22 protein-coding genes are annotated in these 25,105 nt (G+C 48.4%); 9 read left to right on the forward strand and 13 right to left on the reverse strand.

The window, feature by feature from the left end:
* Window positions 1-30: 30 nt before the first annotated feature.
* Entirely contained in the window at window positions 31-1,440 is a 1,410-nt protein-coding gene (locus P2W70_RS03570) for a murein hydrolase activator EnvC family protein (protein ID WP_276480048.1), read from the forward strand.
* 78 nt (window positions 1,441-1,518) lie between these two features.
* On the opposite strand, the gene bshA is transcribed toward P2W70_RS03570, so the two are convergent.
* On the reverse strand, window positions 1,519-2,637 hold the full coding sequence (bshA, locus tag P2W70_RS03575; protein ID WP_276480049.1) for an N-acetyl-alpha-D-glucosaminyl L-malate synthase BshA: 1,119 nt from the start codon (window positions 2,635-2,637) through the stop codon (window positions 1,519-1,521).
* Between the two features lie 74 nt (window positions 2,638-2,711).
* Between bshA and P2W70_RS03580 the strand changes: the two genes are divergently transcribed.
* Window positions 2,712-4,079, forward strand: coding sequence for a M20/M25/M40 family metallo-hydrolase (locus P2W70_RS03580; RefSeq protein ID WP_276480050.1), 1,368 nt, complete (start codon window positions 2,712-2,714; stop codon window positions 4,077-4,079).
* 1 nt (window position 4,080) lies between these two features.
* Window positions 4,081-4,470 (forward strand): hypothetical protein, encoded by a 390-nt coding sequence (locus tag P2W70_RS03585; RefSeq protein WP_276480051.1) that lies wholly within the window; start codon window positions 4,081-4,083, stop codon window positions 4,468-4,470.
* 84 nt (window positions 4,471-4,554) lie between these two features.
* Here the strand turns inward: P2W70_RS03585 and P2W70_RS03590 are convergent, their stop codons facing one another.
* Together P2W70_RS03590 and P2W70_RS03595 are read right to left on the reverse strand one after the other, a co-directional pair.
* Window positions 4,555-5,265, reverse strand: coding sequence for an SAM-dependent methyltransferase (locus P2W70_RS03590; protein ID WP_276480052.1), 711 nt, complete (start codon window positions 5,263-5,265; stop codon window positions 4,555-4,557).
* A gap of 3 nt (window positions 5,266-5,268) precedes the next feature.
* Window positions 5,269-6,030 carry an EI24 domain-containing protein gene (locus P2W70_RS03595; protein ID WP_276480053.1) on the reverse strand — a complete coding sequence of 254 codons (762 nt, stop codon included), beginning with the start codon at window positions 6,028-6,030 and terminating at the stop codon, window positions 5,269-5,271.
* A 93-nt stretch (window positions 6,031-6,123) separates the two neighbouring features.
* Between P2W70_RS03595 and P2W70_RS03600 the strand changes: the two genes are divergently transcribed.
* Window positions 6,124-6,756, forward strand: coding sequence for a DNA-3-methyladenine glycosylase (locus P2W70_RS03600; RefSeq protein ID WP_276480054.1), 633 nt, complete (start codon window positions 6,124-6,126; stop codon window positions 6,754-6,756).
* A 6-nt stretch (window positions 6,757-6,762) separates the two neighbouring features.
* Here the strand turns inward: P2W70_RS03600 and P2W70_RS03605 are convergent, their stop codons facing one another.
* Window positions 6,763-7,788 (reverse strand): PorP/SprF family type IX secretion system membrane protein, encoded by a 1,026-nt coding sequence (locus P2W70_RS03605; RefSeq protein ID WP_276480055.1) that lies wholly within the window; start codon window positions 7,786-7,788, stop codon window positions 6,763-6,765.
* 65 nt (window positions 7,789-7,853) lie between these two features.
* A complete protein-coding gene (gene upp, locus P2W70_RS03610; RefSeq protein WP_276480056.1) occupies window positions 7,854-8,504 on the reverse strand; it encodes a uracil phosphoribosyltransferase in 651 nt (216 codons plus the stop codon).
* A gap of 87 nt (window positions 8,505-8,591) precedes the next feature.
* Here upp and P2W70_RS03615 point away from each other — a divergent pair, with 87 nt between their 5' ends.
* Entirely contained in the window at window positions 8,592-9,716 is a 1,125-nt protein-coding gene (locus P2W70_RS03615) for an anhydro-N-acetylmuramic acid kinase (protein ID WP_276480057.1), read from the forward strand.
* 169 nt (window positions 9,717-9,885) lie between these two features.
* Window positions 9,886-11,628: a M28 family peptidase gene (locus tag P2W70_RS03620; protein ID WP_276480058.1), complete on the forward strand. Its 1,743-nt coding sequence runs from the start codon at window positions 9,886-9,888 to the stop codon at window positions 11,626-11,628.
* A 12-nt stretch (window positions 11,629-11,640) separates the two neighbouring features.
* Here P2W70_RS03620 and P2W70_RS03625 read toward each other — a convergent pair whose 3' ends face one another.
* Complete coding sequence (locus P2W70_RS03625; protein WP_276480059.1) at window positions 11,641-12,342, reverse strand: GNAT family N-acetyltransferase; 702 nt, start codon at window positions 12,340-12,342, stop codon at window positions 11,641-11,643.
* 386 nt (window positions 12,343-12,728) lie between these two features.
* On the opposite strand from P2W70_RS03625, the gene P2W70_RS03630 reads away from it, so the two are divergent.
* Window positions 12,729-13,706, forward strand: a complete 978-nt coding sequence (locus P2W70_RS03630) for a helix-turn-helix transcriptional regulator (RefSeq protein WP_276480060.1) — start codon at window positions 12,729-12,731, stop codon at window positions 13,704-13,706.
* 769 nt (window positions 13,707-14,475) lie between these two features.
* Here P2W70_RS03630 and P2W70_RS03635 read toward each other — a convergent pair.
* The 6 genes from P2W70_RS03635 to ade form a co-directional block, all read right to left on the reverse strand.
* Window positions 14,476-15,210, reverse strand: a complete 735-nt coding sequence (locus tag P2W70_RS03635; RefSeq protein ID WP_276480061.1) for a LytR/AlgR family response regulator transcription factor — start codon at window positions 15,208-15,210, stop codon at window positions 14,476-14,478.
* A complete protein-coding gene (locus P2W70_RS03640; protein WP_276480062.1) occupies window positions 15,207-16,244 on the reverse strand; it encodes a sensor histidine kinase in 1,038 nt (345 codons plus the stop codon). Before P2W70_RS03640 ends, P2W70_RS03635 begins: the two co-directional genes overlap by 4 nt.
* Window positions 16,245-16,276: 32 nt before the next feature.
* Window positions 16,277-16,636 carry a DUF4288 domain-containing protein gene (locus tag P2W70_RS03645; protein WP_276480063.1) on the reverse strand — a complete coding sequence of 120 codons (360 nt, stop codon included), beginning with the start codon at window positions 16,634-16,636 and terminating at the stop codon, window positions 16,277-16,279.
* Window positions 16,637-16,673: 37 nt separating this feature from the next.
* The gene (locus tag P2W70_RS03650) at window positions 16,674-17,438 is read right to left on the reverse strand and encodes a LiaF transmembrane domain-containing protein (RefSeq protein WP_276480064.1); all 765 of its coding nucleotides are present in this window, start codon (window positions 17,436-17,438) and stop codon (window positions 16,674-16,676) included.
* 137 nt (window positions 17,439-17,575) lie between these two features.
* A complete protein-coding gene (locus P2W70_RS03655; RefSeq protein ID WP_276480065.1) occupies window positions 17,576-18,199 on the reverse strand; it encodes a Crp/Fnr family transcriptional regulator in 624 nt (207 codons plus the stop codon).
* A gap of 396 nt (window positions 18,200-18,595) precedes the next feature.
* Window positions 18,596-20,269 (reverse strand): adenine deaminase, encoded by a 1,674-nt coding sequence (gene ade, locus P2W70_RS03660; RefSeq protein ID WP_276480066.1) that lies wholly within the window; start codon window positions 20,267-20,269, stop codon window positions 18,596-18,598.
* Between the two features lie 205 nt (window positions 20,270-20,474).
* On the opposite strand from ade, the gene P2W70_RS03665 reads away from it, so the two are divergent.
* Both P2W70_RS03665 and P2W70_RS03670 read left to right on the forward strand, forming a co-directional pair.
* Window positions 20,475-21,200 (forward strand): hypothetical protein, encoded by a 726-nt coding sequence (locus P2W70_RS03665; RefSeq protein ID WP_276480067.1) that lies wholly within the window; start codon window positions 20,475-20,477, stop codon window positions 21,198-21,200.
* A 94-nt stretch (window positions 21,201-21,294) separates the two neighbouring features.
* Window positions 21,295-23,751, forward strand: a complete 2,457-nt coding sequence (locus P2W70_RS03670) for a TIM-barrel domain-containing protein (RefSeq protein WP_276480068.1) — start codon at window positions 21,295-21,297, stop codon at window positions 23,749-23,751.
* 522 nt (window positions 23,752-24,273) lie between these two features.
* Here P2W70_RS03670 and trmD read toward each other — a convergent pair.
* Window positions 24,274-24,951, reverse strand: a complete 678-nt coding sequence (gene trmD / locus P2W70_RS03675) for a tRNA (guanosine(37)-N1)-methyltransferase TrmD (RefSeq protein ID WP_276480069.1) — start codon at window positions 24,949-24,951, stop codon at window positions 24,274-24,276.
* Window positions 24,952-25,105: the final 154 nt, after the last annotated feature.

A 25,105-nucleotide genomic window follows, 5' to 3' on the forward strand; every position in this document is an offset into this window, starting at 1 on the left:
ACGCTTTTTTAACTTGAAAATGGATCAGTAATGCTCAAAACACTATTTTCCTGCTTAGCGGTGCTCGCGTTTTCCGGCACCCTGCTGGCTCAAACCAGTGATGACCTGAAAAAGAAACAAGCCGATATTCAGCGGGAAATAGATGAATTAAGGCAATCGTTGACCGACACCAAAAAGAATAAGAAAGCGGGTTTGGGCCAGTTATCACTTGTTAACAGGAAGATCAAGCTGCGCGAGCAGGCGATCAACAACATCAATGACCAGATCGATGTGATCCAAAATAACATTGGTCAGTCGAAGAATGAGATCACCAAATTGAAGCAGGACCTCGATACCCTGAAGGTGCAGTATGCCAAAAGTGTAGTCTATGCCTATAAGAACCGGAGCAACTACGACTTTCTGAACTTCATTTTCTCCGCGTCCAACTTCAACGATGCCTTGAAGCGCATTGAATACCTCAAGTCTTATCGCCAGTACCGCGAGCAAAATGCGGTTTCGATCAAGAATAAGCAATTGGAACTGCAGGGGAAAATTACCGGACTGGAGACCTCCCAGAAGAGCAAAAGCGATGCGTTGCAAAAACAAGAGCAGGAAAAAGGGGTGTTGGTTGTGGAGCGTAAAGAAAAAGATGAGATCGTGACCAAACTGAAGGCACGGGAAAAGGAACTGACCAGCGAATTAACTGCCAAGCAAAGGGCTGATAAAAAACTGAGAGATGGTATCATGGCGGCTATTCGGCGTGAGGCGGAAAAAGCCAGAGCGGAAGCACTACGCCGGGAAAAAGAAGCTGCGGCACTGGCGGCGAAAAAAGCGGCTGCAGAAAAGGCTGCCGCTGCGGACCGGGCTGCTGCGGAAAGGGCCGCCGCAAATGAAAGAAGCGCCAGTGAGAAGGCCGCTGCTGAAAAGGCCGCTGCTACCAATCCCAACAATACGGCCGCAGTTACCAGTCCAGCCAAACCAGTGCCCACAAAACCTGTTGCTGAAAAGCCCAAGAGTGTATTTGCTGCTACACCAGAGGGTGAGCTGATCTCGGATAATTTTGAGAAGAACCGTGGCAAACTGCCCTGGCCAATAGATAAAGGACAGATCAAGATCCACTTCGGGCCTTATCGCGTAGAGTCACTGAAAGGTATTTCCGGCAACAATCCGGGACTTACGCTGGAAACAGATGAAGGCGCGCCGGTAAAAGCAGTCTTTGATGGAGATGTAATCTCCGTATTCGAGATTGAAGGTACCAGCGCAGTGGTGATCGCCCACGGTAAATACTTTACTTCGTATAGCAACCTGAACGGTATTACGGTATCGAAAGGACAACGGGTGAGGGCCAACCAGGTGCTGGGGAAAGCCTCTTCCAATGGAGATGGCAATGGCGAAATTGAATTCCTGTTGATGCAGGAATCACGCAACCTCGATCCCGAGCCCTGGATCAGAAGAAGATAATCAACTTAAAGAACTGACATAAAGAAAAAACCCTGCCATCGGCAGGGTTCGTTCTTTATAATATTTATGTAGGAAAAACTATAAGAATCGGTTGTACAGGGCCTCATATTGTGGTACGACATTATCGATGTCCCACAGCCGTGCGTGGGCGGCCGCATTGTTTTTAAACTCCTGCAATTTATCGGCATCCGACAATAAGCTGATGGCATAGCGGCTCATCGTGTGTATGTCGCCTATATTGGCCAGATAACCTGTTTTGCCATGAACATTGATCTCCGGCAGGCCGCCAGCATTGGTTGAAATGACCGGTACACCGGCCGCCATGGCTTCCAGCGCAGCAAGACCAAAACTCTCATAATCGGAGGTGAGCAGGAACAGATCGGCGATGGCCAGGATATCTTCCATTTGCTCTTGCTTGCCCACAAATCGGGTATCGTCACAAATGCCAAGTTCACGACACATGCTTTCCGCGGCAGGCCTTTCAGGGCCATCACCCACAAACAACAGTTTGCTCGGTACTTCTTTCACCGTTTCAGCAAAGATCTTGACCACGTCCTGCACACGCTTCACCTTGCGGAAATTGGAGGCATGCAACAGGATCTTTTCACCATTGGGCGCAATGACACGACGGAAGGCATCAATGGGCTTTTTATTAAAACGCTTTACATCGACAAAGTTCTGGATCACGTCGATCTCCTTTTCGATGCGGAAATTCTTATAGGTCTCGTCGCGCAGGTTGTTGGATACGGCGGTGATAGCGTCGCTTTCATTAATGGAGAAGGTGACCACCGGGGCGAAAGTCTTGTCTTTACCCACAAGGGTGATGTCGGTGCCGTGCAGCGTAGTGATCACCGGTATCTTCTTGCCTTGCTTTTCCAGGATCATTTTTGCCATATAGGCGGCAGACGCGTGCGGTACGGCATAGTGCACATGTAGCAGATCTATATTGCTGTTGACGATCACGTCCACCATCGTGCTCGACAGGGCCGTTTCGTAGGGGGGATAGTCAAATAAGGGATAATGCGGAACCCGCACTTCATGATAGAATATGTTTGCGTGAAACTCACTCAGTCTGACCGGTTGCTGGTAGGTGATAAAGTGAACCTGGTGACCCTTGTCGGCCAGGGCTTTACCCAGCTCGGTGGCCAGAACACCGCTACCTCCGAACGTTGGATAACATACAATTCCAATACGCATACGCTGCTTTTATATTTGAGGATGTGAAGGTAAATGAATTAGTTTGCAAATAACTTTAGCCCCAAATAACACCTATGATGCACAGAATGTTCACTTTGTGTTTGCTGATCGTTACCCTTCCGGCGCTGGCCAGGCAGGACGATTCACTCCTGATAAGGTCCATTTCGGACGAAATATTAGTCAACGGAAAGGCATACGAAAACCTACGGGTGTTGACCAAGCAGGTAGGCGCGCGCCTCTCCGGATCGGCGGGCATGTACAAAGCAGAAGCCTGGGGGCAAAAGACGCTCGAACAGGCTGGCGCCGACAAAGTGTGGCTGCAGGCCTGTATGGTACCGCATTGGGTGCGTGGTGGCAAAGATGAAGCATACATCGTAGGACAGCCCCGCAATACGCCCCTCGATATACTGGCCCTCGGCAATTCGGCAGGTACAGGACCCAAAGGCGTCAAAGCCCTGGTAATCGTCATCAATTCTTTTGATGAACTGGAGCTACGGAAAGAAGAGGTGAAAGGAAAGATCGTTTTTTACAACTATAAGTTCAACAACAAACTGGTCAAAACCTTTCAGGCCTACGGCGATGCGGGTAAATATCGCGGACAGGGACCTAGCCGGGCTGCTAAATATGGGGCCGTGGCAGTACTCGTACGCTCGATGAGCAATGCGGCCGACAACAATCCCCATACTGGTGGAACTAACTACAACGATTCATTTCCCAAAATTCCTGCTGCAGCGGTTGGCTTACACGATGCTGATAAGCTGGCCAGCCTGGTAAGCGCTAATAAAAATACTACCGTCTACTTAAAGACCCTCGCGCAGATGTTGCCAGATACGATTGGTCATAATGTTATTGGTGAATGGAAAGGCACCGAATTTCCCGACCAGATCATCACCATTGGCGGGCACCTGGATTCCTGGGATCCTGCGGAAGGAGCACACGATGATGGTGCAGGTTGCGTGCAGTCGATTGAAGTATTAAGAGCCCTGAAGGCCATCGGCTACAAACCCAAAAGAACTATTCGGATCGTATTATTTGCCAATGAAGAGAATGGTCTTCGCGGTGGAACTAAATATGCGCAGGAGGCAAAAGAGAAAGGGGAGCAACATTATTTTGCCCTTGAAAGTGACGAAGGCGGTTTCACGCCGCGTGGCTTTGGTTTTACTGCTTCAGAAGAGCAGTTGGCGAAGATCCGACAGTGGGCACCCTTGTTCAGGCCGTATGGCGTTTTTGAATTGAATGCTGGTGGTGGTGGTGCAGATATTGGTCCGCTCAACAGAACCTTCAAGACGCCGTTGGCCGGACTGGAACCCGATTCTCAGCGTTACTTTGATATTCATCATGCCCGCAGCGATGTATTCGAAGCTGTCAACAAAAGGGAATTGGAGCTGGGTGCAGTCAATATGGCTGCATTGATTTATCTTGTCGATAAATACGGGTTGTAAAATGAAAGCCAAACACTACATTACTATTACGGTACTGCTTATTATCGTAGGGTTCGTATACTTCCGTTATTATTGGGTCTTTGCCGACGGTACCAAGGCGGGCGTACTCAACACCTTCCAACGAAAAGGGTACATCTGGAAAACCTATGAGGGTAAGATCATACAAAGTGGTTTCAAAGCGAATATCCAGAGCAATGAGTTTGAATTTAGTGTAGTGAATGAGCGTGTCGCCAAGACATTGATGGAGAATTCGGGACGTGAGGTGGAGTTACATTATAAGAGTTATTTCGGAGCGCTGCCCTGGCGTGGTATGCAGACGTTCATTGTCGACAGTATATACCAGATCCGGAATGCCAATGGCGAAACGATCATACGGCCGAAGAACAACTAGGTTTTATGGTGCTACAACAGGCATGAGTTCCTGCATTTATAACAAAATTGTACTAACCACCCGGCATCCTTGCCGGGCTTTTTATTACCTGGAACCTGCGAGGAGGCAAAATACAGTAGGGCGCTTATGAAGATCGGGCACGCCTTTCTTCCATTCGGCCACCGTTTTGGTTTGAATGAATTCTGTAGTCGAGGTAAGGTCAGTGGCAACGCAGATACGGGTGTTGGGCTGGCAGCCTTTGAGTAGGGCCTCGAGCAATTGATTGTTGCGGTAGGGTGTTTCGATAAAAATCTGGGTACATTGTTTGAGGGCTGAGGCTGCTTCGATCTCACGGATCGCTTTGAAACGGTGTCCGGTATCGATCGGCAGGTAGCCGACAAATTGAAACTGCTGACCATTCATGCCGCTACCCATCAGGGCCAGTAATAAAGCACTGGGTCCTGTCAGGGGCTTTACCACGGCATTGGCCTCATGGGCCAGGCCAGCCAGGATCTGACCCGGATCGGCCACTCCCGGACAACCAGCCTCGCTGATTATACCAATGGTACGCCCTGCTTTCAGGTGTTGCCTGAACTGGTTGCGTACGGCATCTTCTGCTTTGTGGATTGTAACCCAGGTATAGTCGTCGATCACCATTTCCTTCCACAATACTTTGAGGTATCGCCTTGCGCTACGCTCATTTTCCACAAAGAAAACCTGGCATTCTTTTACTGCATCGAGTACATAAGCGGGAATGGTCTGTGTGGCTGTTTCGTGCAGGAAACAGGGTATCAGGTATACTTTCGCTGAAGACATGACTTATACTTCTTTATGTTGGTAATACAAACTGATCGTCGCGGCGATCACGGCATAGGCGGGGGCCAGCACCCATCCCAGTATGGGTACCAGGTGCATCAGGTAAAATATGATCCCATTTCCGATTGCAAGGCCTTTATGTTTACCAATGAATTCAATACTTTCTGTGGGAGACAGTTTGTGACGTTCGCAGCTGTAGTCCAGCATGGAAAACCCATAGTAGTAGCACTCTACAAACAACACAATGACCGGTGTTACCCAGCCTACCACGGGGAAAAATGACAGGATCAATAATGAAACGGAATACACTGTTTGCCACAATGTATTACGCAAAGCGAGTTTGATACCACGTGCCATATCCTTGAAAAGCTGTGACCAACTGAATGGATAGTCCTTACCGGCAATGATCGATTCGGTTTTTTCGCTGAGATAAGCAAACAGCGGCGAGCCGATGATCAGGAAAAGATATTTGAACAGGGAAAAGTAAAAAAGTACCAGGATCAGGCGCACCATGATCTCGCCCATCATAAAAATGAAGCTCAGAAAACCACTGCTCTGGCGGTGTAACCAGCGGTCTATACCCAGGCTATGGCTCAGGTAAGTAACTGCGGCACCAGACGAAGTCCAGAAAAAGTACATGCCTACCATAAACAGGATGGTATACAAAATACCTGGAATGATAATCCACTTCCATAACCGGTGCTTTGAAATGAACTTGTGTGCCCTTGAATAGGACTGGATAGCTATTACGATTTCTTTCAGCAAGTTTAATAAATTTGAGGTGCCCTGGGCTATGACTCACAGGATAAGGAAATGCTTGTGCAGTCAAACTTAACAAATATATCTATTGAATTGGCAATGAAAAAACTGGAGCAGGATTTTTATGAGCGTGCCGATGTAATACGGATTGCCCGGGAGTTGCTCGGGAAGGTGCTGGTGACTAACTTCGATGGCTTATTTACTTCGGGCAGGATCGTAGAAACGGAAGCCTATGCTGGAGAGATCGACCGGGCTTCGCATGCCTGGGCCGGCCGTCGTACCAATCGTACAGAAGTCATGTATCAGGCAGGCGGCACCGCGTATGTCTACCTCTGTTATGGTATTCACCAGATGTTCAATGTAGTGACCAACCAGCAAGACATTCCCCACGCCATCCTGATAAGAGCGGTGGATCCGATGGAAGGCATAGCCACCATGATGCAACGTACCGGTAAAAAAGTGGTAGACTATACGCTAACCAAAGGACCAGGCAATGTGGGGAAGGCGCTGGGGTTTTATACCCGGCATACGGGACTCAGCCTGTTAGGGCCTGAAATTTACATTGCCGATGATAGCTACCAGGTAAAGAAAAGCAGCATACTGGCTACCCCACGTATAGGGGTGGATTATGCCGGCGATGATGCCGCTTTGCCCTACAGGTTTATTATAGCTGACAATCCCTATGTTAGTGGAAAGAAGATTGGGTTGGCTAAGAAGCGTACAGGAAAATAAACTGCCTTAGAAGCGGGGACAGGGAATTCCTTTGTATTCTGGTGGTCGGTTAATATAAATGAGGGAGATCTCTATTCCGCCACGGCTTTGGGATGCAGTTTTGAGGCTCGAGATATTGACATCATAAGAGGCTCCCAGCCGGAAACCGCCAAACTCGAGACCAATATAAGGAATCACTGCGTCGTTGACATTGTTGAAACGCGTCCAGAGGCCAGCGTAGAAGTTGGTGGGGTTTTCTTCATCCCCATTGACGTTGAACCCAGCGGCACCGCCCAGTACGATATTGTTGGCTGCGGCTTGTCTGCTGAAAAGAGAGCTCAGGTAGATCGTTTTGCTGCGGTCGCCCAACGGAATAGCACCACCGGCATGGGCCGTGATCCTGGGGTTGAGCGTATAATACACACCAGTAAAACTTTCCTGGGGTTTGTTGATATGATAAGCCGAAAGGCCAAGATAAAAGTTATTGTATCCGTCGGTAGAACCGTTGTATAAAGCGCCGAGACTGAAGTCAAAATACTTTACGTTCACTACCTGGTCATCGACAGCTTCTCCACTGGGGAAACTCCAGCCACCAAAAGGATCGAGCTCGTTTTCGAAATGAAGCTTGGTTCCGTCCAGGCGTTTGTTGGAATACGTACCCTGAAAGCCGATACCCAGTTGATGCAGCCCGTTTTCATCCAGCCCCTTGTGGTAGGCGGTGGTTACCGATATCGTATTGGTGGTCAGTATTCCATTTGCTGTTCTATCAGTCATCGCCATGACGCCCACCCCCCAGGTATCGAGTTCCGAGATACGTCCGGTCAAAATGGGCATATCGAAAGAGGCGGTGGAGGTAACAAATGCATTGCTGATGGCAGGCCATTGATCGCGGTAATTGCCTGCAACGCGGAAGGTACCGTTGAACTTGCCGGTCAAGGCAGGATTAAGGGTAAGCGGAGACACAAAGAATTGGGAAAAATTAGGATCCTGGGCTATTGCAGACGCATTGGCCAAAATCAGGCAAACAGCCGAAATAATTGTGAAGATCCTCATCCGCATAGTTGGTACTTACTAGTGACTACAAAATACGACAAAAAGAGGGAAAGACAATATGAAATTTACATTTGGACCTTTACTCCAAACGAAAGGTCGCCTGCGTCTCCCAAACCGGGCACAATGTAGCCTTTGGCGGTAAGTTCCTCGTCGATGGCTCCGCACCATAATTTCACATTGGGTTCGCTGCGGATCACGTATTCGATCCCTACAGTACAGGCAATGGCCACAACGATATGGATCTCCCGGGGATGCCCCTCTTCGCGCAGGTACTGGATCGTTTTGACCAGCGACGAGCCGGTGGCCAGCATCGGGTCGGAAATGATCACCACCCGGTTTTCCAGTTCCGGGCAGGAAACATACTCCAGGCTAATTTCAAAGGAGCCGTCACGGTTGTGTTTCCGGTAGGCGGAAATAAAGGCATTGTCGGCCTTATCGAAATAATTCAACAATCCGTTGTGCAGAGGCAGACCAGCTCGGAGAATGGTGGCCAAAACCGGTTGTTCTTGGAGAACATCGCAAACTGAAATACCCAGCGGCGTCTGAACCTCCCGCTCCTCGAAATCAAGTACTTTACTGATCTCATAGGCCGCGACCTCACCAATACGCTCCAGGTTACGACGAAAGCGCATCCTGTCCGTTTGCACCTGTACATCGCGCAACTCGCTGATCCATTGGGTTACCAGTGAACTTTGATCACTTAAATTGATTACCATGCTTTAAGTTTTGGATTTTGGTGGCGAAGCCTGACATTTGGTGGACAAAACTAAAACCTACGTTCTGAAATCAGAAATAATAAAATTATGGTATATCGTGTAATAGGGCTCATGAGCGGGAGTTCACTGGATGGGTTGGATATCGCATTTGTAGAATTTCACGAGCAGGCAGGCACCTGGAGCTACGAGGTGAAAGCCACCGCCTGCTATGCCTACAGCGAAGAGTGGATCGAAAAATTAAAAAAGGCGACCTCCCTTAATGCGCTCGACTATCAGCTGCTCCACACTGCCTATGGGCATTATACCGGTCAGCTGGTGAATTCATTTATTGAGGAAAATGGCTTGGAGTATAAGGTCCAACTAATTGCTTCCCATGGACATACCACTTTTCACGTGCCCGCCCGGCAAATGACTGCCCAATTGGGTGACGGTGCCGCGATTGCCGCCATTACGGGCATCAACGTGGTGAGCGATTTGCGGGCAATGGACGTAGCCCTGGGCGGACATGGGGCTCCCATCGTACCGATTGGAGAAAAACAGTTGTTGAAAGCGTATCCATTATTTCTGAATCTTGGCGGCATTGCCAATGTTTCCTGTAATATGACGGATGCTTACACAGCTTTCGATGTGTGCCCTGCCAACCGGGTATTGAATATGCTCGCCAATAAGGCTGGAAAGGCATTTGACGAAAGCGGCCAGCTGGCGGCGTCGGGTACACTACAACCCGAATTGCTTAAAACCCTCGATTCGCTCGAATACTATCAATTGAAAGGCCCCAAGTCATTGGCCAATGATTTTGGAACCGATGTCATCTATCCCCTGGTGGCAGGTTTCCGGTTTGGCAAAAAGGATACCTGGATACAGGATGCTTTGCGTACGTATGTAGAGCATATCGCTTTGCAGGTAAAGAGGGCTTTGCCGCCGGTGGTCACGCATGCTGCGACAGCTGAAGAGGCCGGCACGCGCTCGCTGCTGGTAACGGGTGGGGGTGCCCACAATACTTTTCTGGTAGAGCGCCTAACCGAATTATTGCTTGAAGACAATATCGAGGTTACTGTTCCTGATAAAGACCTGGTCGATTTTAAAGAAGCCATCATCATGGGGTTGATCGGCGTACTGCGCTGGCGTGAAGAGAACAATGTGTTGGCCTCTGTCACTGGCGCACGCCGCAACAGCATCGGCGGTGCGGTATGGATTGGTCAGGAAGCCTAGTGGCCTCCATAAAATAATAATTGGTTCCGGACGGCTGGCAAGTGTTGAGCACGCATCAGCCGTCCGGTGCATTTTATGAGGTCAGTCATCACGGACCCGCTTTCAGTTCTCACAACTCCCTACAGTTTTGTATCTTGTACGTGCTAGTCGCCATTCAATAGCTTATCAAATGCGTAGAACCATTCAACCCTCTGCATTCCCAGGGATGCTGCTGTTATTGCTGATCTGTATATCCTCTTACGGACAAAATGCCTCTTCGACAGAAAAAAAACTATTCAAGCTGCTGCGGAAAGAGTTCATCGCAGACAACGCGTACAAAACAGTGGCCTTTGTGGAGCAGCGTTGGCGGGTGGCCGGTAACAAAGGGTTCAACGAAAGTATATGGCAGGTGGAGCAGATCTTGCAACAGGCCGGTTTTGTAAAAGAAACCACTGGTGAGGGGGATGCTGTGTTGACCTACCGGATCGAAAAACGTCCGCTCAAAAGACCTACCTGGGAGCCCCTTCAGGCGCAATTATTCATCGAAGGGGAAAGCAAGCCTCTACTGGAATTTGCTACCAATCGCAATATGCTGGCCATGTATTCTGCTTCCACGGTTCCTGGAGGGATAACGGGTGAGCTGGTCGATATCGGCAAAGCCACGGAAAAAGACCTTGAGGGGAAAGACTATTCCGGCAAGATCCTCCTGGCGGATGGCGGCATTGGAAATGCTTATGCAAAAGCCATGAAGACGGGTGCCCTGGGGGCTTTGGCCTATTCGCTGCCTGGCTATACGCAGCCGGAAAAACACATTAATTCCATACAGTTCCAGTCTATTCGCCTGGAGACAGATAGCGCCAAACGCAAATGGGGAATACTATTGTCATCGGCAGCCCGGCAAAAGCTGAAAGATGCCCTGGCAAAGGGTACCGTAAAACTGCGGGTGGTTACGGCATCCAATATATATGCTGCTGAAGAATTGACGATCGTAGCCAATGTACGGGGTACGGTTCATCCTGCTGAGCGGTTTGTGTTCAGCGCCCATGTGCAGGAACCGGGTGCCAACGACAATGCCACCGGAGTTGGTACCCTGGCGGAAATGGCCCGCGTAACAGCCAGTCTGGTAAAGGCTGGTAAAGTAAAACCTGGACGAACCATCACCTTCCTGTGGGGTGATGAGATCATTTCTACCGGACGATACATCAAAGACGATTCTGTGCGGGCAAAAGGTATTAAATGGGGGCTCAGCCTGGACATGGTCGGAGAAAATACCGAAAAGACCGGTGGCACCTTCCTCATCGAAAAGATGCCAGATCCTTCAGCCATCTGGACCCGCGGAAAAGAAAAACATTCAGAATGGGGCGGCTCACCACTGAAAGAAGCTGATATGTTTCCGCACTATTTCAATGACCTCCTCCTGAACCGCTGCCTCGAAGAATCCAGGGCCACCGGATGGGTCGTCAATACCAACCCATTTGAAGGGGGTAGCGACCATACCCCGTTTCTGCAGGCGAAGATTCCAGGCTTATTAATGTGGCATTTCACGGACGTGTTCTATCATACAGACGGTGACCGGCTCGACATGGTTTCGGCTGATGAAATGAAACACGTGGGAGTAAGTTCCATGGTTACGGCGTTACTGCTTACACAGGCCAATGAAAAAACTGCCCGGGCATTGATCCGGGATATCGCAGCCAATGCTGTAAAGCGCCTTGATATAGAAGGTGAACTTAGTAAAGCGGCCATACAAAAAGGGGGCAATGCCGGCGAGGAAAAGCATATCCTGGAAGTGTGGCGCAATTGGTACCTCGCTGCGCTGGAAGCTACCAAAGACATTCCCGTTACAGGTGCCGGAAAAAGCACCCATAGCACCATTGATAAAGCCAAAAGCCAGGTTCAGGAAGCTTTCACACGTAATACAACAGGGTGGTAAAATACCACCGCATTACGGCTTGGGCGCCCCTGCCGAGCGCTGGTGACTTTCTTTTGTACAGATATAGAGCCTCGAAGTTTTCTGGCGGCTACCTGTTTGGGTGTGGAAGCTAAACCCTGCTTTCTCTATTTTATTATTCAAGAAATCATGCTCATCCAACAGCATCACGACGCGGTTGACCTCTACGAACGTAAAAAGAAATTCCAGTACAGTGTACATGGCACAGAGGGAATGATTGTTGGACAACAGCCGCTCTGGCTTGATCAGGAACTGTAACCTGAAGTCTCCCGGACTGACTTTGTATTGAAGGCTGATATCATCAGTCGACGCCTGGTACACATCTGCCTGCGCCAAGGTGGAATTGTTATTCAGCACCATGAACGACTGAGCTGTGCCCGAACTGGCGATCCGGGTATAGATCTCCTGTAAATGATCGACATGGGCTTCCTTCTTCAGGTGCCGCGTATACTCCCAGGGTAGCCAGTGATAGACGACCGGCAGGTCGGAAGAAAGGCATAGCAGCCGCAAGGAAATAATAGCCTGTTCGGGCTCAAAATGTTTGCTGTAAGCAATGTTTTGAACCGAATCGTAGGAAACAGGTTTGCACAACAATTTGCGCTCGACATTCATAGTAGCAGGTTTGGCAGACTCTTTAAATTGACCTGCCAGGTCTTTTAACGCTACCGGCGTAGATAATAATAAACTGGCGGACATTACAATTGATTTTAATAATGTTAGCCAGAGCCTTAACCAATATGTAAAAATGAAAGGGTGACGGTCGTTAGGTGATCTCGTTATAGTGAAGCGAATGCCTGGTTGTGGTCATTATCAACAAGAGAACCGATCGACTAATGCGATATGCTGACAATCGAAAAGGAATTTGATCCTTTTTCAGAGATATTCAATCGGTTACTTATCTTTTTTTAAAGAAATACTTTTAAATGATTAGATCGGTGTACAAGTAAACTCTTAGGTCGGTTATCCGAAGGCATTAGTGTGGGTATCGTACCGTCGTCAAAATAATTTCGACGTTTTATACCCACAAAATTGGGGAGGATAACCGAAATTGTACAGTCAATTGACCATTAAACCCTTTCTTTATGAACGTTCATATCCTTTCGGATAGTGAGGGTACTATTCTGCTGACCGACGCTGAACCGATCGGATTGTGGGAGTTTAAACTGCCCGACTCAAGTTGTATCACAGGAACCGGCTCCTTTGGAGAACTGCTGCTGCAGGAAACCTTAGGAGACCAATATTCCGTTTGGTACAACAACTATCAGGTAAAACGAGGTGACAGACTGACGATTATAAGCCATGTCCCTACTTACCGCTTACAATTTGCCCTGCAGAACAGCTTTAATTATTATGACACCACCGGGACAATCTCTCCGATGCATGAGCGGGGATACAATTTCGTCTTTACCCCTGGTTATCAGGAAAGAGTAAGTTTTAAGGACCGTACCTATTCCAGCCTGGAGATACACTTCACCAAAGAATACCTGTGTGAATTTGCAGATGGATTTGCGCACCTGGCTGAATGGCTTCAGATTACTGAGCGGCCAGCGCTGTCAAGGCTGTGCAAGGTAAACCAGGTAGCCACCACCGGAATGATGCATTGTATACAGGAGTTGCTGCATTCGCCTTATACCGGTACCCCACGGAAATTACAGTACGATGCCCTGGTCAGGGAGTTGCTGATCCTGGTGCTGCAGGAAACCGCTGCGCGTCCTTTGAAAAAGATCATCCGTTTTACTACACGGGAGGTAGAAAGCATGTACGATCTGAAGCGCTACCTGGTCGCCAATGTAGAAAAGCCGTTAGACCTGGCCGTGATCTCTGAAATGTACGGAATTACACCCAGGACCCTCAAAAGACGTTTCCAGACCTTATTCGGCGCCAAGCTTTATAATTTCCTGCTCGACATCCGTATGAAGCAGGCAGGTATGTTGCTGCAAGAGACAGATACATCCATCGAAAACATTGCTGTACTGACTGGTTACCAAAGTTTCGCCAATTTTTCTACGGCCTTTAAAAAATACTATGGCCATCCTCCCAAATATTTCAGGAGCAGATAGATCTTTTTTGGCTTATTGGTCAATTATAGAAAAAAGAATCCTGATAGCTAAAACAGACACCTGATGCCGAAAGTATATTTGTTATGTAATCAGCAGCAGCCCTGATGGTGTTGCAAACAGGAGAAAGAAATGATATAGGTCATTTATAAAAAAAATACTCCTGTTGCCTAAAACATCAGGCTATCCGATGCAGGTATATTTGCTCAACGCTGATGGCAATGACCGGTTGATGATAACCGGTCGACAGATCCGGAACGCATCATCGAGTTGCTGAACCGGATCACACAACTCTGGAGTTCATGCACGTAATAAAGTTTCGAATGTTGAGGTTGGGCTCTGTATTTTATTTGCCGCGTCAGGCGGCAGCTGAGCAAACGGGACTGGCTGACACCCGATCGGTCGGTTTGGTTCCGGTGTTTGTAAAAATTAGTCTTGGTCGATCGAATCATAGCTACGCAAGTAGCTGTAACAAACTGGGTAGCCGGCGGTGCGAGGGTTAATGCGTAACAAAAATCCTTTTTGCAATTGAGGACCCTTTATTCCACGTTAGCTCCGTACAAGTAATACGATCCCAAAGTGATCATTCCGCACTGGATGACACAGGTGGTTCCAAAAGAACGGTTGTATTATTGCCGGCTTCCCTTTGTTTCTATCCCACGTAGACCATCTATTCTGCCAGAGAACATGCTGGGTTGTAGTCTGCCTGCTGATAGCGGAGCCAGCAGTATATATGATATTGTCTGATACCATCGGCCATTATACCTTATCCTTAAATGCCAAGCGCAGCCTTTAGTTTCAGATAACCGGTTTTGCTGACCGGTACGCGTGTACCGGTCGTCAGCAAAGCCAGCCAGCTTTCTTTTTCATGTACATCCAGCCGGGTGATCCTTTGCACGTTGACGATGTAAGACCGGTGGGTCCTTACAAATTGAGCTGCATCCAGCGATTGCTCAAAATGCCCCATCGTTTTATTCTTCAGGTACGTGCCTCCTGCCGTATGAATTTTCACATAGTCGTCGGCGGCTTCCAGGTAATCAACTTCCTCGGTAGGTATGATCCTGATCCTGCCTCCGGTCTTCACTACGATCCTGTTTTGTTGCTGCGGTGAAAGAGCAGCGCTTTCCAGCAATGGAGCCATAGTCGTTGCGGGCTGCTGATGATCCCGCCATTTTTGAAGCGCCTTGTCAAATCGTTCCTGGCTAAAGGGCTTTAACAGGTAGTCGATAGCATGGCTTTCAAAAGCCTTGAGCGCATATTCGTCGAAGGCAGTCGTGAAAATGATGGCAGGAGGTTGTTCGATCAGTTCCAACATTTCGAATCCATTGATCTTCGGCATCTGTATATCGAGAAACAGCAGTGAGGGCTGATGCACCTGGATTGATTTGAGGCCTTCAAAACCATCACCACATTCCTGCGCAACTACAATATCCGGATGCTGTTGCAGGTACTCCAGAATGATAGAGCGGGCGAGCGGTTCATCGTCTATTATCAGTGCTTTGATCATGCAGTCGGAATTTTGATCACTGTGGTAAATATGGATGCTTCGGCGATAGTTTGTAACAGGTCGGTTCGCGCATATAGCAGGTACAATCTGCGCTGTACGGAGGTGAGTCCAAAACCCGTTCCCTGTTTGGGTGATGAGGTGGCCGGGTCAAAAGGATTACGGACGGTTACCAACAGGCCATCCCCCGTAGCCTCTGCATGGAGTTCAATGGTCACCTCTCCGGTCGTATCATACAATCCAAACTTGATGGCATTTTCCACAACCGGCTGTAGCAGCATGTGTGGAATGCGGAAACTGGCTGCCTCGTTGTCGTAATGAACCGCTGTGTGCAACCGATGACCAAATCGTACCTTTTCGATCTCGAGGTACAAGGCCAGGTGCTCTATCTCCTCTTCCAGGGAGGTCCATTGGTTTTCTTCCTTTTTAAGCGTGCCCCGAAGGAAGTCGGACAATTGCTGAATCATTTTCCTTGCCTGATCGGGGCGACTGGTAACCAGGGCGCTGATCGAATTCAGGCTGTTGAATAAAAAATGAGGTTGAAGTTGCTGCCGTAATTTAAACAGTTCCGCATCTTTCGCCAGTTGAGTAGCTGCCACGCTTCGCGTTTCAATCTCTTTTTGCTCCTCCTGTGAATACCACAGTAAACTGAGCAATGCCACACAACCTGTTGCCAGCAGGGCGATCGTAAACCGGATGGGCATCGATACGTGCAAGAAGTTAAGGTAAGTGGTGTCCTGCGCATACAGCTCCTGCATGACCAGCTTTACGATAAACACCCAGAGACCACTCAGCGCCGCGCAAAGGATGAGCATGTAGGCATACCGTCCTTTACGTGGCCGGTAATACCGCAGGTTGTTGCTGACGAGCCAGCAAGCCGCTGCGAGCAAGCCATTGCTGATCAAAGCATCGTTTACAGCAGATGGCCAGCTTAGGAGCCAGTTGCGCAAAATAGCTACATGCACCAGGCTCCAGACCAGCCAGCAGCCGGCAAAGATCATCTTGTTCTTATTGGGTCCCAGTGGTAGAGAAGACAATGGTAGCTGGTTTTTTCGATCAATAATGATAACTAAAACAGTTCAATATACCGGTGAGAAATATTGGATCGGATATGTGCCGCCTTTTTATGTACTAGTTCGGTGTACAGTTCCGCATTGTCGGTTTCCTGCACTTTCGAATACAGTTCGGCTCCATCGATCAGTGCAGACAGTTTGTACAATTCGCTGACATTGATAAACTTCCATTGTACCATTTTCTGTTGCTGGTTGAAGAAGATCTCCTGTTCGAGTTCGCCAATGGTCTGTGCTTTGGTAAAAGCAGTGGCTTCATCATCGGCTTCGATCAGGCGAAGTTGTTCGTCAAATTGGGGCGTATGGTCGCCCTCTCCGCAAATGATCTGGTATACGATCTTCGATAGAAACCAACTCATAGCATCAATATTAAAGGAACGGGAAATAAAGCTTGCATTAGAAACTACGGATCTCGATGCCGGCAAAGAGTGCTGTGCCTTGTAAGATCAGCACCTTGTCGCTGCTGGGCACCGGTTGGGAGGGGCGTTTATCTTCTATACCGCCAAAGATAGCCACAGCTTCCGAGCGGATCACCCAATCTGGCGGAACAACCAGTTTAGTACCTCCAAATACCTGCACGATCTCTACCACAATTGGTCCTTTAAAATCGGCCTGACTCAGGTTGATCTCGGCCCCACCAAAGATCGATACGATCTCACCTCCCCTGAAAGACTTGGTATAGATGACCTTTTTTACATTACCGAAGATAGATACCACTTCAATAACATCGTCCCGTAGTACGCTTTGTGAAGACTGTCCTGTTTCTCCATAGGCAGGTACTTTCGAGTAATCGACGATATCCTGATCGCGGTGTCGTTTTTTTCTGCGGCCAGGCGAGAAAATGAGCACCAATCCCACGCAGAAAACGACGACCGGAATGGCAAACCGGCTGGTATCGCCATAGGGGAATATATAGTCTGACAGAAAAAAAGTGCCAATGCCCATGAGGATCAACCAGCCAAAATCGCGGAATTTAGTTTGTAAACCCACAAAGAAGCCTACAATGATCAATATCATCGGCCAGGTGAAAAGCCAACCGGGAATGAGAGCCGGTTCTACCTGGCGCATCATCAGCACGCAGCCGACTATCAGTAACAAGACACCGGCTACTACATTGTTCTTTTTTCGCGGACGTATTGGCTTACCAGCTTCTTGACCCATATCCTCGTTTTGCATAACCTTTATTTTACACAAAACTAGGTAGGTAAAAGCCCGCCCGCAATATTGACTGGGTTACGGCGTACTTTTTACCGGTAAAACCGGGTTTTTAGTCGGGGAAGCCGGTAGCAGCAGTCCTGTTATTTGGCGTGTGACAACTTACTCCTGATCCTGCTTAGGGTTTCAAGTGTCATACCCAGGTAAGAGGCAATAAATTTTAAAGGCACCCGGTTGAGCATAAAGCTCTTGGTAGCAATGAAGCGCTGATATTTGGAAGTAGCTTCGGTGAGTCGTGCTATATAAGCCCGTTCCTCGGCATCACGATAGTACTTTTCCAGCAATAGTCTGCCGGTAATATTGACTTCCGGGTGATTGTTGTAGAGGTATTGCAGGTCATCATAATGAAGTCCGGTCAACTCGGATTCTTCGATGGCCTGTATATTTTCAAAAGACTTTTGCTGTGTATGAAAACTGGTAATGGAAGTGGCAAGTTCATTCTCTGCCGTGATCCAGGTAGTGATCTCCTTTTTACCATCCTGTACGTAGCCGCGCAGAATACCTTTTTGAATGAAATAAACATAAGAGCATAACTCGCCCGAGCGAACGAGAAATTCTCCTTTTTTGACCCTGTGTGAAAAGCATTTTTTGTTGGCGTATTCCCTGGCCTCCTCGCTCAATGTATTTACAGCAAGTGCAAAACTGACCAGGGGAGAGTCTTTAATAACAATACCTGATTCACCTGAAAGCTGATGGTTAAATGACATACTATAGTTCGGGTTTAGTCTGGGGTTCACAAACAGGCATTCATTGACACGAGGGTACGGGCCAGTCAATTATTTTCAGAGGTATTGTAAATGGAAATGGCGGGTTTTTATAGAGATAGTCGTAACTGTACTAAAGATATAAAAAGAATGATTATGATGTTTGTCAAGCCAGGGGAATTTGAAAGCATAAGAGGTAGTCTGTAGGCTGAACCATTGAAATCACTGGGGCCTTTAGTCGAAAAATACCCAGTTAAATGAGGGGTATTCCGGTTCGGCTAAAAAGTCCCGGTCCCTTCAAATCCGCGCTGCAACATTAATCTACCAGCCTGGTAGGGTCACCGGGGCAAAGAAGCGGTCCCTCTCTGCATGTGAAGGAGACCCTGGGGTCTTTTTTGACTATACAAACTTAAATTGATCGCCGTCAAATAGTCCCAGGTCGCTTAATTTCAGGTGGGGGATCACCAGCAGCGCCATAAAAGAAAGGGTCATGAAAGGAGCCGTCAGGGGTGAACCCAGCGCCTTGGCCATGGCATCGATGTCGGTATAGGCCGCCGCAACCGCATAGCCATCTTCGTCGCTCATTAACCCGGCAACGGGTAGGGGAATAACAAGCGATTCGGCGCCGGCACCTCCTTTTACGCAACTTACGCCACCCCGGCATTCGATCACCTGGTTGATCGCATGCACCAGGCTTTCATCGTCGGTACCCACCGCCACGATATTGTGCGAGTCATGAGCAACTGAAGAAGCCAGGGCGCCTGTTTTCAAACCAAAGTTCCGGATGAACGCAACGGCGGGCTTCGCCGGCTGATACCGGTTCACCACAACAATCTTCAAAATATCTTCCTGTACATTGGCTGTTAGTGTATTAGACTGCGTGTTGAGCAACAGGTCCGCAGGTATTTCCAGCCGGTTGGTGATCAGCTGTCCGTCCAGGGCTTCAATCACAGGCACGGTTTCCTGTCCATCGTAAGGCGCGGCCAAATTGGCCGCTGTTACAGGCTTACAATCGAAATTGTTGACGGACCGGGGTGTGGGAAAGCTGTCATCGCCGGACGATAGTTGCCATTGCCGGCTGATTTCAGGATCAGTAACCTCGATACCATCGATATAGGTGGCAAGGACCCTGAAATGCTCGATATCCTGAACCAGGATAAAGTCGGCTGGGTCGCCCACCCGGAGCAGACCTACTTCCAGTGAATAATGTAATACAGGGTTTACACAGGCTGCCTGCAGTATTTTAAAAAGGTCGACACCCTTGGCTGCTGCTCGGGCACATAGCTGATCGATATGTCCGGCTACCAGGCTATCAGGGTGTTTGTCATCACTGCAGAACATGATCTGCGTGGGATAATCGTGCAAAAGGTCGATCAACGCCTCGAAATTCTTGGCAGCACTGCCTTCGCGGATTAGGATCTTCATACCATGATGAAGCTTGTCCAGCGCCTCTGCTTTGGTAAAGCATTCGTGGTCGGTTGAAATACCGGCATCGATATATTGTTTGGCCTGCTCTCCGCGTAAGCCCGGGGCGTGGCCATCGATCGGCTTTCCCACACGTTGAGCCGCAGCGATCTTGGCCATGACGACAGGATCCTGGTGCAGGACACCCGGAAAGTTCATCATTTCCGTCAGGTATTTGATCTCCCTGCGTTGCAATAAACTTTCAACTTGCTGTACATCAATGGAAGCGCCCGCTGTCTCAAAAATCGTGGCAGGAACACAGCTGGGGGCGCCAAAATTGAATTTAAATGGTGTGGTGCGGCCGTTGCTGATCATGAATTCAACACCTTGTATACCGCACACATTGGCGATCTCGTGCGGATCGCTGACGGTAGCAACCGTACCATGAACTACTGCCAGTCTGGCAAAGGCGGCAGGGATCAGCATGGAGCTTTCAATATGAACATGGCTGTCGACAAATCCTGGCAAAATAAACTGCTCTGTTACCAGGGCACCGTCTGGCACGGGGTCAATACCCCGGATGATCCCATCCTCTACGGTAATGGAAGCAGGATATACTTTCTTTTGCCATACGTCGGCCAGGAAACCGGTAACTGTAAAACGAGCCATGAAAAAAGGTTTGTGGGTAAAAATAGGATCATTTCATATCCCGCCGTGCTAATTATTAAGGTGAAATAGTCAATGAATTGTAATATTGGTCTGTCTTTAACGTCTAACAAGGCGATCGATACATCCGGCCACTGTGCTGCAGGGCCTGGATACCCCACCCTGATCCGGTCAGTTCTATATTACTATCAAATAAAAAATAAAAACCATGAAGTTCTTACGCATGCCTGTTGCTGCATTGGCGGCCTTAACCTTGAGCATTTCCACACAGGCACAATCTGTTGACGAGATAGTCAACAAGCATGTTGAAGCAATTGGCGGAAAAGACAAGATCAATGCGCTTAAATCGGCTATCATCGAATCAGAGATCGATGTCATGGGTAATGCTGCTCCCAGCACCACCACGATCATATTTGGCAAGGCTCAGCTGAGTGAGATCAATTTCAACGGAACCAAGATCGTCAATTGTGTTACGGTGGATAAAGGTGGTTGGGCCATCAACCCCATGGCTGGTTCCACCTCGGCCGAACCCATGCCCGATGCACAGGTGAAAGCCAGTTTGCCCCAACTCTCTGCAGGTGGCACCCTGTTCGACTATGCGGCGAATGGCCATAAAGTAGAGCTGGCTGGCCAGGAAGAAGTAAATGGCGTAAAAGCCTGGAAGCTGTTGGTCACCACAAAAGAAGGGGGCAACTTCGTACACTATATCGATCCTGCCACTTACTACATAGTACGTTCCGTTGCCAAGATTGATATGGGAGGTACTCCCATGGAACAAGGCGTCAATTTCACAGACTATAAGAAAACTGAAGCCGGCAATGTGATGCCATTTGCCTATGCTATTGAAATTCCTACCGGCATGACCTTGAATGTAACCGTGAAGAAAGTAACGATCAACCCCACGATCGATCCTAAGATATTCGACAAGCCTTAATCGGCTGATCATTTCTTTAACAAAAGGGTGCCGTCAATTTTTTTGACGGCACCCTTTTGTTTTTATAAATTGACCCATCATATTCACACAAACTATGCGGAAAACCACTGTTGCACTGTTCTTACTCTCGTTTACCACCGCTTCCCTGGCCCAAAAGGTGACTGTCAATACCGTTGGTAAAGATCCATTTAATGGAAAAGCCGAAGAGGTAATCTATAAGGCAAAAGAAGGAGAGTGGACCTTTCAATCTTATTCATTTCCGGTTATCAAAGTAACGTATAAGCCAAATGGTTATACCCGGGGCGAGCAGGCATCGGATGCAGCCATCGCAAAACTGCAGGCCGTTAATACAAAAATTACCGTCGCTACTTCACAAACGGTAGAGTGGGAGAACAATTCCAGTGTGATCATTCAGAAAGACCGACTGTATTTCAGAACCGGGCGGGAAATAAAAGTGAAAGCCGCTTATCATTTCGCCCAGGGCGATTACAATGGATTCCGGTTTCAGTTGAGCGATCAGGAGAAGTTCTTTGGGGGTGGCGAGCGAGCGCTCCCGATGGATCGTCGTGGTTATCGTTTTAATCTCTACAATGCTCCTGCTTATGGATATGGATTAGGTGCTGATAACCTCAATTTCTCGGTACCCGTGCTGCTCTCATCGAATGGCTATGCTTTGTTTTTTGATAATCCCTCTAAGGGCTATTTTGATATTGGTCTCACAGATAAGTCAGTATTGGAAGCCGGCTTTGTAAGCGGAGAACTCACCTTCTATGTAGTATTCGGAAAGAACATGGACGAGATGCTGAACAACTATACCGCTATCACGGGGCGCCAACCCTTACCGCCACGCTGGGCGCTGGGTAATTTTGTATCGCGCTTTGGTTATCGCAGCGAAGAACAGGTAAAGGAAGTTGTAGGTAAAATGAAGGAACAACGTTTTCCGATGGACGGCCTCGTGTTTGATCTCTTTTGGTTTGGCGACGATATCAAAGGTACCTTGGGTAATCTCGATTGGGTGAATACGACAAAGTGGCCCAATCCCAAACTCATGCTGGAAACCCAGCGTACGACCAACAACCTGAAGTCGGTGTTGATTACCGAGCCGTTTATCCTGCGCAGCTCCAAGAACTACACGGAAGCAGCACCCTTTCTGGCCACCGATGCAGCGGGTAAACCTTTTGAGTTGACTGACCTCTATTTCGGTAATGGTGGTTTGCTCGACGTTTTCCGTAAACCCGCACAGGATTGGATCTGGAAATTCTACAAAAAACAAATAGGTAATGGTGCTGCAGGCTGGTGGTCTGATCTGGGAGAACCAGAGAAACACCCTTCGGCGATCATGCACAACCTCAAAGACCAGGGCATCACCCGGTTGATGGGTGCCGATGAAGTACACAACCTGTATGGCCACTACTGGAGCAAAATGCTGTATGAGAAATACCAGAGCGATTATTCTTCGGTCAGGTTATTTCACCTCAACCGGGCAGGTTTTGCCGGTAGCCAGCGGTACAGTGTATTTCCCTGGACCGGCGACGTTGCCCGTAGCTGGAGTGGCTTAAAATCGCAGCTACCGGTATTGCTAGGGATGAGTGCCAGTGGTTTGCCTTATGTCCATTCCGATGCCGGCGGGTTTGCAGCGGCAGACCAGGCCGATGCAGAACTATATACGCGCTGGTTACAATTTGCCGCCTTTACGCCGGTATTCCGGCCACATGGCACAGCCCTGGGTGATTACGACAAAACAGTCAAGAGCATTCCATCAGAACCCGCTTATTGGGACGAACCGGCTAAGTCCATCGTGCGCAGTTTTATAAACCTGCGATACCAGCTGCTTCCTTATAACTATACACTGGGATACGAACAGTCGATGTTGGGCAAGCCGCTGATGCGCCCCCTCTATTACTATAGCTTCAACGATCAGGATGCGTTGAAAGCTGATGACGAATATTTATGGGGCGATAACCTGTTGGTAGCCCCCATCACTGGTCAGGGAGCCACAGCGCGGATGATCTACCTACCCGAAGGCAAATGGTACAACCTGTATGACAATACACCGGCCAACGGTAAGCAATGGATCAACCATCCGGCCGATATCAAAAGCATCCCTGTATTTGCCCGGGCCGGTGGTTTTATTCCCATATGGCGTGCCGATACGATCAGGTCTACCGAAGCCTACAACGCGAAGGAACTTGGCCTGCTGTATTATCCTGGTGAAGTGGCTTCTTCTTATGTGTTTTATGATGATGATGGCATGAGTACGCGCACCCTGGAAAAAGCTGACTATGAATTGGTCACTTTTTCGGCGCAGCCCCAGGGAGCCACCGTGACGATCGATATTAAAACAAACAACGAGGCAATGTACAAGCGCAAAAATGTCAGAAAATTCACCTTGCTCATCCCTGTCCAGGCTGGTTTCAATAATATCCGGGTAAACGGGAAACCAGCAACTCCGGCGACCAATGTGAAAGGGCTAACGGTAACCATTGGTAAGTTTATCGGAGCGGAGATCGAGTTTACCGGCAAGCCCATCAAAGTCGATCTGGTTAAATAGTGTGATAATATAATATGAATGTGGGGGTGTATCTGAACAATAAAATAGACCTGGGATGGACAATGCGGAACTAAATACGCAAAACTTTCAGCTAAAAACGGTTTTTCCTCACCGTGAAGCCTGAAAATCATTTTGGTACACCATTTGACATACTCTCCTCGGTTTTTCATAGGATATTGGATTATAAAATTGTCTGGATGTCTATCCGGACTTTTTTTTGCCTATTCCCAAACGGGGAATAATCAGCGGGAGTTCACGGCGTATATAACCTGACCCACACTGGTAGTTTTGCGATGTGGAAAAGAAGCTTTTGGCACGAAGCATGCATTTAAAGAGCAACCAAAATCCACCTCTATGAAAAAAACAATCATGATCAACCTGCTTATGCAACTGGTTTTTTATGCATTGGTTTATCTGGTAGCCGCCTGGTAGTTGGGTGTGCCTGGGGAAAGAGCTTCCGGCATTCCGTCAACAGGGCTGAGCACCGAATGGAAATGCCGGAGGCTTTGTATAACTATCTACTTAATCTTTTAGCAGGTCAGGCTTGCGTTCTGTAGTGCGTTGAACAGCCTGTTCATAACGCCAATCTTCAATCTTTTTCAGATCGCCGCTCAATAAAATGTCGGGAACCTTCCAGCCTCTGAAGTCCGATGGCCTGGTGTATACCGGAGGGGCCAGTAGGTTGTCCTGGAAAGAATCGAACAGGGCAGAGGTCTCATTATTCAAAACGCCGGGTAGCAAGCGTCCTATGGCATCCACTACGACCGCCGCCGCCAGTTCTCCACCACTCAATACATAGTTGCCGATAGATATTTCTTTGGTCACAAAATGATCGCGTATACGCTGATCGATGCCCTTGTAGTGGCCGCAAATGATGAGCAGGTTTTCCTTCATCGACAATTGGTTGGCAGTGCCCTGGGAAAAGTCCTCTCCATCCGGTGTCATATAAATGATCTCATCGTATCGTGTTTCTTTCGAAAGCGACTCGATGGCATTGGCCAATGGCTCCGGCATCATCACCATACCTGCGCCGCCACCATATTGATAGTCGTCCACCTGGCCATATTCATTCACGGCCCATTGGCGGAGATGGTGAATATGTACTGTCAGCAAACCTTTGTCTCTGGCTCGCTTCATGATGGAATGGGCCAGGGGACTCTCCAGTAATTCCGGGATAACTGAAATAATATCGATGCGCATGGCGCAAAGATAACTAAGTGTAACCGTTTAGCACGCTGCCGGATTACCTGAGTTGCTTATCGTAAATGGTTGATCTTAATATTTTTAGCTATGTGATGGAGTAAATTACCTGGCTGCTTTATCAAATATTCTACCTGCTTTTGCGTTTAAGCCA

The organism is Paraflavitalea pollutisoli (assembly GCF_029360705.1).
In the GTDB taxonomy this organism is placed as follows: domain Bacteria; phylum Bacteroidota; class Bacteroidia; order Chitinophagales; family Chitinophagaceae; genus Paraflavitalea; species Paraflavitalea pollutisoli.

Coding starts and splice junctions, on each gene's coding strand:
- P2W70_RS03570 (WP_276480048.1), top strand. CDS start 31: ATGCTCAAAACACTATTTTCCTGCTTAGCGGTGCTCGCGTTTTCCGGC.
- bshA (WP_276480049.1), bottom strand. CDS start 2,637: ATGCGTATTGGAATTGTATGTTATCCAACGTTCGGAGGTAGCGGTGTT.
- P2W70_RS03580 (WP_276480050.1), top strand. CDS start 2,712: ATGATGCACAGAATGTTCACTTTGTGTTTGCTGATCGTTACCCTTCCG.
- P2W70_RS03585 (WP_276480051.1), top strand. CDS start 4,081: ATGAAAGCCAAACACTACATTACTATTACGGTACTGCTTATTATCGTA.
- P2W70_RS03590 (WP_276480052.1), bottom strand. CDS start 5,265: ATGTCTTCAGCGAAAGTATACCTGATACCCTGTTTCCTGCACGAAACA.
- P2W70_RS03600 (WP_276480054.1), top strand. CDS start 6,124: ATGAAAAAACTGGAGCAGGATTTTTATGAGCGTGCCGATGTAATACGG.
- P2W70_RS03605 (WP_276480055.1), bottom strand. CDS start 7,788: ATGAGGATCTTCACAATTATTTCGGCTGTTTGCCTGATTTTGGCCAAT.
- upp (WP_276480056.1), bottom strand. CDS start 8,504: ATGGTAATCAATTTAAGTGATCAAAGTTCACTGGTAACCCAATGGATC.
- P2W70_RS03615 (WP_276480057.1), top strand. CDS start 8,592: ATGGTATATCGTGTAATAGGGCTCATGAGCGGGAGTTCACTGGATGGG.
- P2W70_RS03620 (WP_276480058.1), top strand. CDS start 9,886: ATGCGTAGAACCATTCAACCCTCTGCATTCCCAGGGATGCTGCTGTTA.
- P2W70_RS03625 (WP_276480059.1), bottom strand. CDS start 12,342: ATGTCCGCCAGTTTATTATTATCTACGCCGGTAGCGTTAAAAGACCTG.
- P2W70_RS03630 (WP_276480060.1), top strand. CDS start 12,729: ATGAACGTTCATATCCTTTCGGATAGTGAGGGTACTATTCTGCTGACC.
- P2W70_RS03635 (WP_276480061.1), bottom strand. CDS start 15,210: ATGATCAAAGCACTGATAATAGACGATGAACCGCTCGCCCGCTCTATC.
- P2W70_RS03645 (WP_276480063.1), bottom strand. CDS start 16,636: ATGAGTTGGTTTCTATCGAAGATCGTATACCAGATCATTTGCGGAGAG.
- P2W70_RS03650 (WP_276480064.1), bottom strand. CDS start 17,438: ATGGGTCAAGAAGCTGGTAAGCCAATACGTCCGCGAAAAAAGAACAAT.
- P2W70_RS03655 (WP_276480065.1), bottom strand. CDS start 18,199: ATGTCATTTAACCATCAGCTTTCAGGTGAATCAGGTATTGTTATTAAA.
- ade (WP_276480066.1), bottom strand. CDS start 20,269: ATGGCTCGTTTTACAGTTACCGGTTTCCTGGCCGACGTATGGCAAAAG.
- P2W70_RS03665 (WP_276480067.1), top strand. CDS start 20,475: ATGAAGTTCTTACGCATGCCTGTTGCTGCATTGGCGGCCTTAACCTTG.
- P2W70_RS03670 (WP_276480068.1), top strand. CDS start 21,295: ATGCGGAAAACCACTGTTGCACTGTTCTTACTCTCGTTTACCACCGCT.
- trmD (WP_276480069.1), bottom strand. CDS start 24,951: ATGCGCATCGATATTATTTCAGTTATCCCGGAATTACTGGAGAGTCCC.